Consider the following 14,132-nt stretch of genomic DNA (forward strand, 5'->3'; position numbering starts at 1 on the left):
GGTCAGGCGTCGTTGCCGGTCAGGCGTCGTCGTCGGTCAGGCGTCGTTGTCGGTCAGGCGTCGTTGTCGGTCAGGTCGTCCGACCAGTTGGAAAGCGCTATCCGGGATCGAATGTACACGATCAGCGGCGGAGCGCCACCGGTCGCCACCGGCCGGCGACCTCGACGACCGGCCACCGTGCGTCGACCGTGAGGGGCTCGATGCCCGTGGCGGTGACGAGCACCGTATCCTCCACCTTGGCACCCGGGACGCTCGGGTTCCAGGCGAAGGCGTGGTTCGTCTGCACGACGTCCTCGACGCCGGACGAGGCGCGGGGGTCGCGGCCGGCGTAGCCTGTGGGGCCGCCCTGATGGTGCCGCCGCCACTCCTCCGCGTCGAAGCCCACGCTCGCGTAGGCGGCGGCCCCCGCGGCGAACACCTCCCCCACGGTCGCACCCGGCACGGTCGCGTCGAAGAACGCCGCCTCGACCTCGAGCACCCCCCGATCCGCCTCCCCACCCGCACCCTCCCAGTCCACCCACCGCGTCGCGTTCGCGATCAGCCCGTGCCGCCGCCCGCACACGACGAGCATCGCCCGCTCCCCCAGCGGCCCGTCGGTGGGTAGCGGATGCCGGTGCCGCACCCGCGCGGCCCCGCTCACCAGCACCACCACCGGGTCGATGCCCCGCCCCACGAGGGTGCCCGCGAGCATCGCGGCCGCCTCCCGCTCGCTGCTCGCCGGCGTCACCGCCTCCGCCACGTCGGTCAGCACCTCCGCCACCTCGGCACCCAGCCTCCGGTACCGGCCCAGCTCGCCCGGCAGCAGCGACGCCCGCGCGGCCCGCAGCTCGGCGGCGACGTCGCCCTCCCGAAGCAGCCCGCGCTCGGACCTGCGGCCGGGAGGGTGGGTCGGCATGTGGGCTGCTAGCCCCGCGGGCAGCAACGGCTCGTGCCAGGGCACCCGCGTCACGTGGGCGGCGTCGTCGGGATGCAGCTCCTCGGCGAGCATCCGCTCGGCCTCGTTCTCGAACACCCGGATCTCGTCGCCACCCGGCCGCACCATCACCGCCGCGACCGGGTCGCCCATCAGCGACACGTGCGTGCGCGCACCGTCGAGGTACCACGTCACCGCCGCGTGCGAGCTCAGCAGCAGCCCCTCGGCGCCCTGCCCCTCGAGCAGCGCGAGCACTCGCTCCCGCTTCGCGGCCCGGTCGGCCGCGCGCACCACGGCCCTCACGCCGGCACCTCCGACTCGGCAGGAAGGGCTTCACGCACGCCAGTCAAACGCCGAGCCGCCGGCGGCGGCGCCGTGCTCGCGCGGTGCTCGAGGCGGGGGCGGAAGAGCAGCGCGTGCTCCGACGGCTCCCCCGCGATCAGCGCGCGCAGCCGCGACCAGACCTGCGCGCCGAGCTCGCTCCGTGGCACCGACATGCTCGTCAGCGGCGGTGTCGCATACCGCGCGAGCGGCACGTCGTCGAACCCGGCGACCGAGACGTCGTCGGGGATGCGCAGCCCGAGCTCCGCGAGCCGCGGCATCAGCCCCAGCGCCACGAGGTCGTTGAACGCGATGACCGCGGTGGTTCCGGCGCGCACCGCGGCGGCGACCGCCTCGCCGGAGCGGTAGCCGTCGTCCAGGCGGGATCCGCACGGGAGCGTGTCGACGCTCACCCCGGGGAGGGCGGTGACGGCGTCGCGGAGGCCGCGCATCCGCTCGGCCTGCGACGAGCTCGCGTCGGGCCCCGCGAGGAAGACCAGGCGCCGGTGACCCAGGGCGGCCAGGTGCTCGACCAGGTCGCGCATGCCGCGGGCGTAGTCGACGCCGACGGTCGGCACCGCCGGGTCGTCGAGACTGCGGTTGACCACGACGGCCGGCGCCAGCAGGGGGGCGAGGGCGCGCAGCTGGGAGGCGGGCATCCGCGGGGCGCAGAGCACGATGGCGTCGCAGCGGTGACGGGCCTCGCGCGCGATGGCTGCCTCCTCGCCGGCCTGCTCGGCGGTGTCGGCGACCAGCACGCGGTAGCCGTCGGCCGCGGCGGCGAGGCTGAGCCCCTTCAGGATGCCCTGGAAGAGCGGATTCTCGAGGTCGGGAACCACCATGGCGACCGTGTCGTTGCGGCCGTGCACGAGGCTGCGGGCGGCGATGCTCGGGGTGTAGCCGAGGGCCGAGACGGCGTCGTGCACGCGGGCGGCGATGGCGGGGTCGACGTTCTGCTTGCCGTTCAGCACCCGCGACACGGAGGCCTGGGAGACGCCGGCGCGCAGGGCGACGTCGGCGATGGTCGTGGCTCTGGTTCTGTCGGCCATCTGTCCTCCGTCTCGAGTCGCCGTCCGGCTCGGAAATCGCTTACTCACTGTAGTGGCGCGGTTGCCGCGGCGGCCAGTGCTCGCCTAGGCTCGGGTGAGAAAGCGGTTTCCCAAGCCCGCCCGGTCGCCGAGCCTGGCGGGTCGTGCGGGTCGTGCGGTTCGAGCGGGTCGCCGAGCCTGGCGGGTCGAGCCGCCGCCTCACCGTCGAAGCAGAAGGAGCAGCGGATGCACGTGGTCGTCACCGGATCGTCGGGCCGCCTCGGCCGCAGCGTCGTCGCGGGCCTCCTCGCCCACGGCCACCGCGTCACGGGCCTCGACCGCGCGCCCGCAGCCCCACCCGTCGCCACTCCGGCGAGCGCCGCACACGACACCCCGGAGACCGCCGCCGCGCCCGACACCACCACGGCGGCGAGCGCGCAGCCCGCCGCCGCGCTCGACACCACCACCGCGGCGAGCGCGCAGCCCGCCCCCGCGCCCTACGCCGAGCACCACCTCGACCTCCGCGACGCCGACGCCCTCGACGCCCTCTTCGCCGAGCTGCGCCCCGACGCCGTCGTGCACCTCGCCGCCATCGCGGTGCCGTTCAGCGCCCCCGAGCTCGAGATCCTCGGCACCAACACGACCCTCGCCTACACCGTCTGCGCCGCCGCCGACCGCGCCGGCGTCGCCCGCACCCTGGTCGCCAGCAGCCCCACCGTGCTCGGCTACACCCTCCCCACCTGGCGCCCCCGCACCCTCCCGCTCGACGAAGACAGCCCGGTCGAACCGGCCCACGCCTACGCCCTGTCGAAGGCCGTCCTCGAGGAGGAGGTGCGGATGTTCGCCCGCACCTCCCCGCACGTCTTCGGCTCGTTCCGCCCCTGCTACGTCATCTCGCCCGAGGAATGGGCCGGCGCCCCCACCCAGCAGGGACACACCGTGATCGACCGCCTGCGCGACCCGGCCCTGGCCGCCGTGAGCCTCTTCAACTACGTCGACGCCCGCGACGCCGCGGACTTCGTCGACGTGTGGCTGCGCGCCGACCCCGCCGCGATCGACGGCGAGTGCTTCTTCGTGGGTGCCGCCGACGCCCTCGCTGTCGAACCGGTCGCGTCCCTCTGGCGCGAGCACGCCCCGACCCTCGGCGAGGCGGCCGACGCGCTCGGCCCGGGCGCCCCCGTCTTCTCCGTCGCCAAGGCAGAGCGGATGCTCGGCTGGCGCCCCTCGCGCACCTGGCGCACCGAGCTCCCGAACCCGCCGGCGGCCCTTGCCGCGCATCCATCGACCACCGAAGGCCCCGGCCCGACCTCCAGCCCGACCATCGAAGAGAGAGCAGCGCGATCATGAGCGACGCCGACGCCCCCACCACCGCCGACACCGGCGCCGTCACGACGCCGGCAGCCCCCGCACCCGCGCTCGCGTTCGACGGCGTGCTGTTCTTCCCCGTCACCCCGTTCGGCGCCGACGGCGGCATCGACCACGGGATGCTCGCCGACCACGTCACGAGCCGCCTGCCCTTCGGGCCCGGCGCGGTCTTCCCCGCGTGCGGCACGGGCGAGTTCCACGCCCTGGGTGCTCGCGAGGTGGAAGACGTCGTGCGCACCACCGTCACCGCCGTCGCCGGGCGGGTGCCGGTGCTCTCGGGCGCCGGCGGGCCCCTCGGCCACGCGATCGACAACGCCCGGAGCGCCGAGGCCGCCGGGGCCGACGGCCTGCTGCTCCTGCCTCCCTACCTCGTCTCAGGCACCACCGACGGGCTCGTCGCCTACGTCGAGGCGGTGCTCGCCGCCACCTCGCTGCCCGTCGTGCTGTACCACCGGGGCACCGCCCGCTACACGCCGGACGCCGTGCGGCGCCTGGCCGCGCATCCTCAGGTCGTCGGGTTCAAGGACGGCACGGGCGACATCGGCGCGACCCAGGAAATCGTGCTGGCCGCCCGTGCCACGGGCCGCGAGCTGCAGTTCTTCAACGGGCTGCTGACGGCGGAGCTGACGCAGGGGGCGTTCCGCGGGATCGGCGTGCCGCTGTACTCGTCGGCGGCGTTCGCGATGATCCCCGAGCTGGCTGCGCTGCACTACGCCGCCTACACCGCGGGCGACGAGGAGACGCGACTGCGGCTGCTGGAGGAGTTCTACGTGCCGCTCGTGCGGCTGCGCGACGAGACGCCCGGGTTCGGGGTGTCGCTGATCAAGGCAGGGCTGCGCATCCGAGGGCTCGCGGTCGGCTCGGTGCGGCCGCCGCTCGTCGACCCGACGGCCGAGCAGGAGTCGCGGCTGGCGATCCTCCTCGACGCGGGCCTCGCTCTCGCCGCCGAGCTCGCACCCCCGGCCGCGATCGCCCCGGCCGGGGGTGCGACGACCGCCGCGGCCGCTCCCGTCGCCACCGCGTCCGTCGACACCCCGCGATGACCGCTCGCATCGAGAGCCTCGCCACGCGGCTCATCCGGGTGCCGCTGCAGCGGCCGTGGGGCCCCGACGTGACGTCGATCTCGATCGTCGAGACCGTCGTGCGCGACACCGGCGGCGCCCGGGGCTACGGATTCTCGTGGACGCCCTCCATCGGCGCCGAAGCCGCCCGGGCCCTCCTCGACAACGACATCGCCCGTTTCGCCGTCGGCCGCGACACCGACCCCGGGGCCCTCTGGCCCGAGCTCTGGGCGCACCTGCACGAGGCCGGATCCGGCGGGCTCACCACGATCGCCATGGCCGGCCTCGACCTCGCCCTGTGGGACCTCGCGGGTCGCCGAGCCGGCCGCTCCCTCACCGCCCTCCTGACCGACGGGCCGCCGGCCGAGCCCGAGGTCTACGGCAGCGGCGTCAACCTGCACTACCCGCTCGCGGAGCTCGTCGCCCAGGCCGAGCGCTGGGTCGCCGCGGGCTTCCGCGCCGTGAAGATGAAGGTCGGCAGCCCCGAGCTCGCCGACGACATCGCCCGCGTGCGGGCCGTGCGCGAGGTGATCGGCCCCGACCGCCGCCTGATGATCGACGCGAACCAGCGCTGGGACCTCGAGCGGGCCGTCCGCGCCCTCGACGCCCTCGCCGAGTTCGACCTCCGCTGGATCGAGGAGCCCCTCCGCGCCGACGATCTCCCCGCCCACGAGGCCCTCCGCGCCCGCACCTCCGTGCCGATCGCCCTCGGCGAGAACGTGCACACGCGCTACCGCGTCGAGGAGTTCCTGCGCGCCGGCGTCGTCGACGTGCTGCAGCCCAACGCGGTGCGGGTCGGCGGAGTGACCCCCTTCCAGCGGATCGCCGCCCTCGCCCGGTCGCGCGGCGTCGAGGTCGCCCCGCACCTCCTGCTCGAGCTCTCGGGCCAGCTCGCCGCCGCCTTCCCGCCCGCCGCCTCCCGCCCCCTCGTCGAAGCGGTCGAAGACGCCGGCTTCGCGCACCTCGGCATCCTCGCCGGGCCCTCCCCCGTCGTCGTCGACGGCGACCGGATGCGCGTGACCGACCATCCGGGCCTCGGCCTCCGCTTCACCGCCGAGCCGGCCCACGCCACCTCCACGGCCGCCCCCACGGCCGAACCCACCCTCACCCCGCGAACGGACACCCCATGACCCTCGTCCACGAGCCCACCACCTCCGCCGCCGAGCTCGACGCGATCGCCGAACGGGCCCGCCGCGCATCCGTCGCCCTCGTCGCCACCCCGGCTGCCGACCGTGCCCGCTGGCTCCGCGCCGCCGCCGACGCCCTCGACGCCGCCGCCGACGAGCTGGTCGAGCTCGCCGACCGCGAGACCGCCCTCGGCCGCCCCCGCCTGCCGGGCGAGCTCGCCCGAACCACCGCGCAGCTGCGCCTGTTCGCCGACGCGATCGTCGAGGGCTCCTGGCTCGAGGCCGCGATCGACCACGCCGACCCCACCGCGGTGCCGCCGCACGGCGACCTCCGCCGGATGCTCCGCCCCCTCGGCCCGGTGGGCGTCTTCGGCGCCTCGAACTTCCCCTTCGCCTTCTCGATCGCCGGGGGCGACACCGCGTCGGCGCTGGCCGCCGGATGCCCGGTGATCGTGAAGGCGCACCCCGCGCATCCGCTGCTCTCGCACCGCACCGCCGAGATCGTCGACGCCGCCCTCACCGCGGCCGGCGCCCCCGAGGGCACGTTCGCGCTGATCGAGGGGCGCGACGCCGGCACCGCGCTCGTGACCCATCCCGCCGTACGCGCCGTCGGCTTCACCGGATCGCTGCACGGCGGCCGCGCGCTGTTCGACCTGGCGGCGGCGCGCCCCGACCCGATCCCGTTCTACGGAGAGCTCAGCGCCCTCAACCCCGTGCTCATCACGGCCGCCGCGCTCGAAGTGCGCGCCACCGAGCTCGCCGAGGGCCTCGCGGGCTCGTTCACCCTCGGCGCCGGCCAGTTCTGCACCAAACCCGGCGTCGTGCTCGTGCCCCGCGGCTCGGGTTTCGCCGACCGCGTGGCCGAGGTGCTGGGTGCCGGCGCCGGCGAAGGCACCCGGATGCTCTCGGCCGCCATCGCCACAGGCTTCAGCGACGGTGTGCGGGCCCTCGCTGCCCACCCGTCGGTGCGGGTCGTCGTGGGCGGCGAGGCGGCGTCGGTGGCGGCGGCGGAGAGCGGCCGCGCATCCGTCGCCGTGTTCGAGACGACGGCCGCGACCGTGCTAGCCGACCCGGAGGCGCTGCTGGTCGAGTGCTTCGGGCCGGCCACGCTCGTGATCGAGTACGACGACCGCGACGAGGCGCTCGCCCTGCTCGCCGCGATCGGCGGGAGCCTCACGGCGACCCTGCACGCCGAGCCCGGCGAGCCGGTCGACGATCTCGTCGCGGCGATGACCGCGGTCGCGGGGCGCGTGCTGTTCGCCGGCTGGCCGACGGGGGTCGCCGTGACGTGGTCGCAGCAGCACGGGGGGCCGTGGCCGGCGACGACGTCTCTTCACACGTCGGTGGGGGTGACGGCGCTGCGGCGCTTCCTGCGGCCGGTCGCGTACCAGGACGCCCCCGATCCCCTGCTGCCGCCGGAGCTGCGCGAGTCGAACCCGCTCGGCATCCCCCGCCGGGTCGACGGGGTGCTGACGCTCGCCTGAGCCCCGCGCTCTCGGCAGACGCCTTCCCCTGGGCCGCCCGCGCGCCTAGGGTGTCGGCATGGATGCGCGGCCGGTCGACGTGGTGTTCGTCCACGGTGCCGGCGAGGGGGCTTTCGACGCCGACTCGCTGCTCGCTGACAGCCTGGCCCGCCGCCTCGGCGCCGGCTACTCCGTCACGATGCCGCGTCTGCCCGCCGACGACGACTCCGACGACAGCGGCTGGCTCCGGATGATCGACCAGGCCATCGCGGCGGCCCACCCGCCCGTGGTGCTCGTGGGCCACTCGGCGGGCGGCTACCTGCTGCTCAAGGCACTGGCCCGACGGGCGCCCGGCGCATCCGCCCTCGACGAGCCCCGCGCGCCCGTCACCGACGTGCCCGGCGCCTCCGCCCTCGACGAGTCCCGTGCGCCCGTCACCGACGCGCCCGTCACCGACGCGCCCGCCTCCGTCGCTCTCGTCGCCGTGATCGCGGCCCCCTACCCGGGCGGCGACCCCGACTGGACCTTCGACGGCTTCGACCTGCCGGCCGACCTCGCGACGCGACTGCCGCGCTCAGCCGAGATCCTGCTCTACGCGAGCGAGGACGACGAGGTCGTGCCCGTCGCCCACCGCGACCTCTACGCGGCCGCGCTCCCCCGCGCCGTCACCCGCACCACGACGGGCGGCCACCAGCTGGGCGACGACCTGTCGCTCGTGGCCGCCGACATCCGTGCCCGCGTGCCCCGCCGCCGCCCGCGCCACCCCTCCCCGGGCCGCACCCTCCGCTGATCCCTGCCCACGCCGCAGACGGCGCCGAAGCCGCCGCACCCGCCGCAGCCGCTGCCGCTGCTCGTGCCCCTCGGCCTACCCGCCGCGACCCGCCGCCGCTTATCGGGTCACCGCGCCGGGTCGGAGCACCGGCGTCAGCTGCTCCGCCGCAGCAGGTAGGTGTGCTCCCCCGCCAGCACGACCTCCGACCGCTGGTTGTGCACCGTCACCCGCGCCGTGACCACCCCGTTCGGGCCGTCGGGCGTGAGCGCCGTGATCTCGAGCTGCGAGTAGAGGGTGTCGCCCGCGTGCACCTCGCCGAGGAACTGCGCCGACACCCCCGTGAAGGCGATGAACACCTCCCCGATCACGTGCGGGAACAGCGTCGCCCCGGGCGCGGTGAACGCCAGCACCTGCAGCCCGTGCACGACAGGGGCCGGGTGCCCGTGGGCCTTCGCCCAGACCTCGTCGTAGTGCACGGGATGGTTGTCGGCCGAGACCGCCTGGAAGGCCGAGGCATGGGCGTCGGTGAGGGTGCGGCTCGGCGCCCGGAACACCTCGCCGATCACGAGCTGCTCGAAGGTGCGGGGCGGCACGATGGCGAAGTCGAGCGGGTCGAAGGCGGTGTCGGTCATGGTGTCTCCTCTTTGGTCGATGGAACGGTCGGTGTCGGCCGATCGGGTGCTATCGGTGGAACTGGCGCTGTCGGCGGAACGGGTGCTGTCGGTGGCGCGGTGACGGACGGATGCGGGTGCCGGGGCACGGCGATCGAGACGAGGTGGTCGACCGCGGGCGCCGACCTCGACAGCGCCCGGGCGGCGTCGCTGATCTCGGTGTCGTAGCCGGTGGTGCGCGAGCGGTGCTGGCTGAGGTGCTCGCGCCACGAGCCGACCGTGAAGGCCTCGACGATGAATCCCGGATGCTCGCGGTCGTCGTAAAGGGTCCAGGTGCGTGCCCCGGTGCGGCGCCGGCTCTGCTCGACCCGGCGCATCAGCTCGAGGAAACGGGGGCGATCGGTGTCGGCGATCTCGTAGCGCACGATCACGAGCGTGCTGCCGTCGGGATCGAGCGGCGGCCGATCGCCCGGAGCATCCGGGACAGCCTCAGCATCGTCGGGCCCGGCCGGCAGCTCGACCGGCGGCACGTCGGTGAGCGGCATCGGCGCGAGCGCCCGGCTCTTGCCGGTGGTCGGCAGCAGCGGACGGAACAGCAGCCACACCGCGGTGAGCACCACCACCCCGCCCGCCCCGGCGACGGTCACGGCGACCCCGATCGACGTCCCGAGCGCACCGGCGACGGTCGCCCCGAGCGCGGTACCGCCGAAGAGCACGAGCTGGTACACCGACAGCCCCCGCGTGCGCACCCAGGCCGGCAGGAACGACTGCACGGTGCCGTTCAGCGTCGCGATCACGCCGATCCAGGCGAGGCCCACCAGCACGAGCACCGGCAGGGTGATCAGCAGGGTGTCCGACAGCGCGACCCCGGCGATGCCGAGCCCGTAGAGGGCGCTCGTCGCGGCGATCAGCCGGCTGGTGCCCCACGCGTCCCGCAGCTTCGGGATGAGGAACGCCCCGCCGATCGACCCGACGCCGAGGGCGGCGAGCAGGAGGCCGTAGCCGTTCGAGTCGAGGTTCAGCCGAGCATCCGCCAGCACCGGCAGGAGGGCCCAGAGCGCGTTAGCCGGCACGATGAACAGCAGCAGCTGCAGGTAGAGGCGGCGCACGACGCCGGCGTGCGCGACGTAGCGGAGGCCGGCCCGGGTGGCCGAGAAGAACGGCTCGCGATCGGCCTTCGGCGGCCGGTACCCGCGCCACAGCACGAGCACCAGCAGCAGGCCCGCGAAGCTCGCGGCGTTCAGCGCGAACACGAACGGGATGCCGAGCGACGCGATCGTCAGCCCCGCCAGCGCCGGCCCGATCGCCCGCGCCACGTTCACGCCGATCGACGACAGCGAGGCGGCGTTCGCGATGAGCTTGGTCGGCACGATCTCGGGCACGATCGCCTGGTAGGCCGGCAGCTGCACGGCCGAGGCGGTGCCGAGTGCGAAGGTGAGCGCGAGCAGCAGCACGGGGGTCATCGCGCCGGCGGCGGTGAGCAGCGCCAGCGCGAGGGCGGTCAGGGCCTGGATGCTCTGCACCCCGATCAGCAGCAGCCGCCGGTTCGCGAACTCACCCAGCACACCGGCGGGGATGCCGAACAGCAGCACCGGGGCCGCCGACGCCGTCGAGACGAGCGCGATGACCGCAGGCGAGGCGTGCTGCTCGACCAGGAACCACTGGGCGCCAACCGTCTGCATCCAGCCACCGATGTTGCTGATCAACCCGGCGATCCACAGCCAGCGGAAGATCCGCACGCCGAGCGGCGCGAGCGCCCCCACCCGCGCGGCGCCGCCCGCCGCCTGCGCTGCCGCGCCGCCCGTCGCCACCGCGCCGGCCGCCGCCCTCGCAGCGCCGCCCGCCCGCGCCGCCATCAGCCCGCGCTCCCCTCCGGCCCGGTCAGCTCACCGCCGCGAAGGCCGTCTCGATGACGTCGACGACCTCGTCGGGCTTCGCGATCATCGCGAGGTGCGGTGCCGCGAGCTCGGTCACCGCGCGCATCCCGGCGCGCTCGTAGCCGAAGCGCTCCACGTCGGGGTTGATGGTGTGGTCGTCGGCCGAGACGATTCCCCACGCGGGCGTCGTCTTCCACGCCGCGACCGGAGCCGCGTCACCGAAGGCCGCGGCGGCGAGCGGCCGCTGCGAGACGGCGAGCACCTGCGCGGTCTCGAGCGGGATGCCCCCGGCGAACACGGCCGGGAAGGCGTCGATCTTCACCGAGACGTCGGTGCCCGGCTCGGCCGCACCGCTCGGGAACGGCGTGTACACGAGGTTCGCGGCGAGGTCGGAGTCGGGGAAGCGCCCCTGCAGCTCGCCGAGGCTCTCGCCCTCGTCGAGCGCGTAGCCCGCCACGTAGACGAGGCCGACGACGTTCTCGGCCGCGCCGGCGACGGTGATCACGGCCCCGCCGTAGGAGTGGCCGACGAGCAGCACCGGCCCGTCGATCTGCTCGACGAAGGCGCGGATGTACTCCGAGTCGCCGATCAGGCTGCGGTTCGGCACGGCGGGCACGAGCACCGCGCGGCCCTTGTCGAGCAGCCGCCGGGTCACGGGGGCCCAGCTGGCGGCGTCGGCGAAGGCGCCGTGGATGAGGACGATGGTGGGTTCGCTGGTCATGGTTCTGCCTTCTCTGCGAGCACGCGGGCGCGCCGCCGCACGGGCGACGGGTCCCGTGGTGCTGGTCCGGTGGGATCCGGCCGGCGCGTCGACGCCCGGCCGTGGCACCGACCCTACGATCGCTCCGGCCCCCGGCGCCTGTCCCTGCCATTACCACTCAGCGCCCACAGGGCAGGGAGCACCGGCGACGGCCCCCGTCGGCCGAGAAGTCCGGCGCCGGTCAGCCGAGGAGGCGGAGGTCGGGGATGCGGACGGGCTCGCCCGTGGCGAGCGAGAGGTTGCCCGCGATGCCGACCGAGACCGCCTTGACGCCGTCGGCGAAGCCGGCGACGCGGCCGAGCGGCTCGTCGACCGCGACCCGGTGGAAGAGGTGGTCGAGCAGGTAGGCGTCGCCGCCGCCGTGCCCGCCGATGCCCTCGGGGATGTCGACGACCCGCGCGCCCTCCCAGTGCCGCTGCACGACGAGACGCTCCGAGTCGGGGCGCACGTCGTCCTCGGGCGAGTAGCCCGGGTTCGCGCTCGGGTCGACGACGACGCGGCCGTCCTCCCCGATCAGCACCGCACCGCGTTCGACGACCTCGAGCTCGGCCCGGCCCTCGGTGCCGCTGACCGAGACGCGGTAGCCCTCCCAGGGCGAGTGCGCGTTCAGCGAGTAGCTCAGGGTGGCACCGGAGTCGTAGTCGACGAGAGCGGCGAGGTTGTCCTCGATGGTGATGCCCGGGTCGAAGACGTCCCGGTCGCGCAGGTAGCCGTCGTGGTGCTCGTTGTCGAGGTAGAGCTCCTTCATGCGGGCGTCGGCCGTGAGGTCGAGGGCGAACGGGTCGCCGGTGACCCCGGTGCCGCGGGCGGGCCGCTCGCCTAGGCCGCGGGCGGCGGCGTTCGCGGCGCCGTAGAAGCGCAGGCCGCCGCTCGCGAACACGCGCACGGGAGTCGCCGCGATCCACCAGTTCACCAGGTCGAAGTGGTGCGAGGCCTTGTGCACGAACAGCCCGCCCGAGTTCGTCTTGTCGCGGTGCCAGCGCCGGAAGTAGTCGGCCCCGTGCACCGTGTCGAGCGCCCACTCGAAGTGCACCGCGGTGACCCGCCCGATGGTGCCGTCGGCGATCACCGAGCGCAGCGCGCTGTTGCGCGGCGAGTAGCGGTAGTTGAACGTCGTGATGACCTCACGGCCGGTCGCCTCGATCGCCGCGGCGATGCGGCGCACGCTCTCGACGTCGATCGTCAGCGGCTTCTCCACGACCACGTCGGCGCCCGCCTGGAGCGCCCGCACCACGTAGTCGGCGTGGGTGAAGTCGGGCGTGGTGACGATCACGCGGTCGATGCGCTCGTCCACGATCATCCGCTCGAGCTGGTCGGGCGTGTAGCGCTTCGGTGCCCGGATGCCCGCCGCCGTCACCTGGCGCTCGTAGACGTCGAGGCGGCCGGGGTTCACATCGCTCCACGCGACGAGCTCGGCGACGTCGGCGTGCGGGCCGGTGAGGCCCCGCACGTAGAGGTCGGCCCGGCCGCCGGTGCCGATGAGTGCATATCGTTCGGTCTGGGCCATGGCGCTCTTCCTGGTTCTGGCGCCTGCGCGCCGTCGCGTTCGAGAAAGCGCTTGCCGAGCATCCGTCGCCCGTCCGGGGTCAGAGCGTCAGTACTGCGAGAAAGCGCTATCCCAAGTTGTACCAGGGGCACGCTGAGACGGCAAACGTCCCCGACATCGCGGCCCGGGGGCGATAGCATCGGGAACGCTCGGGCAACGACCCGCCCGGGCCATCCGGCACCGGAGGAACGCATGACCGGGAACACCCCCGACGGCCCCACGGCACCCCCGCTCGACGCGGGCGCGCGCCGCAGCTCGCCCGCGACGCTCGAAGACGTCGCGCGAGCGGCCGGAGTCTCGCTGGCCACCGCCTCCCGCTCGCTGAACGGCAGCAGCCGCACGGTGAACGCCGCCTACCGCAGCAAGGTGCTCGACGCGGCGGCGCGGCTGAACTACTCCCCCAACCTCTCGGCGCAGGCCGTGGCCCGCGGCAGCACGATGACCGTGGCGCTCGTGGTCGCCGACATCACCGACCCGTACTTCTCCTCGATCGCGGCCGGGGTCGTGGCCGAGGCCGACCAGGGGCGCCTGATCGTCACCATGGCCGCCACGGAGCGGGACTCCGAGCGCGAGCTCGAGATCGTGCGGACGCTCCGGGGGCAGCGGCCGAAGGTCATCATCCTGGCCGGGTCGAGGCGCGAGGGTGACCCGTCGCAGGCCGCGCTGAAGAGCGAGCTCGAGGACTACGAGCGCGCCGGCGGGCGGGTCGTGCTGATCAGCCGCAACGAGCTCGGCTTCCGCACGGTGCAGATCGACAACGCCTCGGGGGCGTCCGCTCTGGCCGCGTCGTTGGTCGAGCTCGGCTACCGCCGCTTCTCGGTGCTGACCGGCAATCGCGAGCTGAAGACGGCCGCCGACCGGCTCGACGGGTTCACGACCGGGCTGGAGCGGGCGGGCATCCGGGTCGAGGCCGGACGCGTGATCCAGAGCGCATTCACGCGTGACGGCGGCTACGAGGGCATGCAGGCGCTGATCGCCGCCGGGGTGCAGCCCGACGAAGCGGTGTTCGCGGTGAACGACGTGATGGCGGTCGGCGCGCTGTCGGCGCTTCGGGATGCAGGGCTCACGCCGGGCGCCGATGTCGCGGTCGCCGGGTTCGACGACATCCCGACGGTGCAGGACGTGTGGCCGACGCTGACGACGGTGCGCGTGCCGCTCGTCGAGGTGGGGCGCACGGCGCTGAGGCTGGCGCTGGAGGAGACGGACGCGGCCGCCGTGTCGTCCGCCTCCCCCGTCGCCACCTCGGTCGTGGTGCGCGACAGCACGCCGCGCCGCCCCTGACGCGGCC

At 74.7% G+C, this 14,132-nt stretch carries 12 protein-coding genes; 6 read left to right on the plus strand and 6 right to left on the minus strand.

The features are described from left to right. Positions 1-121: 121 nt before the first annotated feature. Both BJ984_RS16725 and BJ984_RS16730 read right to left on the minus strand, forming a co-directional pair. Positions 122-1,216, minus strand: coding sequence for a M24 family metallopeptidase (locus BJ984_RS16725; RefSeq protein WP_271206512.1), 1,095 nt, complete (start codon positions 1,214-1,216; stop codon positions 122-124). Beyond that, positions 1,213-2,283, minus strand: coding sequence for a LacI family DNA-binding transcriptional regulator (locus BJ984_RS16730; protein WP_179548964.1), 1,071 nt, complete (start codon positions 2,281-2,283; stop codon positions 1,213-1,215). The genes BJ984_RS16725 and BJ984_RS16730 overlap by 4 nt, the downstream gene beginning before the upstream one ends. A gap of 225 nt (positions 2,284-2,508) precedes the next feature. On the opposite strand from BJ984_RS16730, the gene BJ984_RS16735 reads away from it, so the two are divergent. Genes BJ984_RS16735 through BJ984_RS16755 form a run of 5 tightly spaced genes read left to right on the plus strand, consistent with a single transcriptional unit; the run spans position 2,509 to position 8,068 of the window. After that, positions 2,509-3,609 carry an NAD-dependent epimerase/dehydratase family protein gene (locus tag BJ984_RS16735; RefSeq protein ID WP_179548965.1) on the plus strand — a complete coding sequence of 367 codons (1,101 nt, stop codon included), beginning with the start codon at positions 2,509-2,511 and terminating at the stop codon, positions 3,607-3,609. Beyond that, positions 3,606-4,670, plus strand: coding sequence for a 5-dehydro-4-deoxyglucarate dehydratase (locus BJ984_RS16740; protein WP_179548966.1), 1,065 nt, complete (start codon positions 3,606-3,608; stop codon positions 4,668-4,670). The genes BJ984_RS16735 and BJ984_RS16740 overlap by 4 nt, the downstream gene beginning before the upstream one ends. Then, positions 4,667-5,818: a mandelate racemase/muconate lactonizing enzyme family protein gene (locus BJ984_RS16745; RefSeq protein WP_179548967.1), complete on the plus strand. Its 1,152-nt coding sequence runs from the start codon at positions 4,667-4,669 to the stop codon at positions 5,816-5,818. Before BJ984_RS16740 ends, BJ984_RS16745 begins: the two co-directional genes overlap by 4 nt. Then, positions 5,815-7,299, plus strand: a complete 1,485-nt coding sequence (locus tag BJ984_RS16750; protein ID WP_179548968.1) for an aldehyde dehydrogenase (NADP(+)) — start codon at positions 5,815-5,817, stop codon at positions 7,297-7,299. Before BJ984_RS16745 ends, BJ984_RS16750 begins: the two co-directional genes overlap by 4 nt. Before the next feature lie 58 nt (positions 7,300-7,357). Continuing rightward, on the plus strand, positions 7,358-8,068 hold the full coding sequence (locus BJ984_RS16755; protein ID WP_179548969.1) for an alpha/beta hydrolase: 711 nt from the start codon (positions 7,358-7,360) through the stop codon (positions 8,066-8,068). Between the two features lie 134 nt (positions 8,069-8,202). Here BJ984_RS16755 and BJ984_RS16760 read toward each other — a convergent pair whose 3' ends face one another. From BJ984_RS16760 to BJ984_RS16775, 4 genes are all read right to left on the minus strand, one after another. Continuing rightward, the gene (locus tag BJ984_RS16760; protein ID WP_179548970.1) at positions 8,203-8,682 is read right to left on the minus strand and encodes a MaoC family dehydratase; all 480 of its coding nucleotides are present in this window, start codon (positions 8,680-8,682) and stop codon (positions 8,203-8,205) included. Further along, positions 8,679-10,517: an MFS transporter gene (locus tag BJ984_RS16765; RefSeq protein ID WP_179548971.1), complete on the minus strand. Its 1,839-nt coding sequence runs from the start codon at positions 10,515-10,517 to the stop codon at positions 8,679-8,681. Before BJ984_RS16765 ends, BJ984_RS16760 begins: the two co-directional genes overlap by 4 nt. 25 nt (positions 10,518-10,542) lie before the next feature. After that, complete coding sequence (locus BJ984_RS16770; protein WP_179548972.1) at positions 10,543-11,259, minus strand: alpha/beta hydrolase; 717 nt, start codon at positions 11,257-11,259, stop codon at positions 10,543-10,545. 220 nt (positions 11,260-11,479) lie between these two features. Beyond that, the gene (locus tag BJ984_RS16775) at positions 11,480-12,805 is read right to left on the minus strand and encodes a Gfo/Idh/MocA family protein (protein WP_179548973.1); all 1,326 of its coding nucleotides are present in this window, start codon (positions 12,803-12,805) and stop codon (positions 11,480-11,482) included. A gap of 231 nt (positions 12,806-13,036) precedes the next feature. Between BJ984_RS16775 and BJ984_RS16780 the strand changes: the two genes are divergently transcribed. Next, positions 13,037-14,125 (plus strand): LacI family DNA-binding transcriptional regulator, encoded by a 1,089-nt coding sequence (locus tag BJ984_RS16780; RefSeq protein ID WP_179548974.1) that lies wholly within the window; start codon positions 13,037-13,039, stop codon positions 14,123-14,125. Positions 14,126-14,132 lie beyond the last annotated feature (7 nt).

Source organism: Herbiconiux flava, assembly GCF_013409865.1.
Lineage (GTDB): Bacteria > Actinomycetota > Actinomycetes > Actinomycetales > Microbacteriaceae > Herbiconiux > Herbiconiux flava.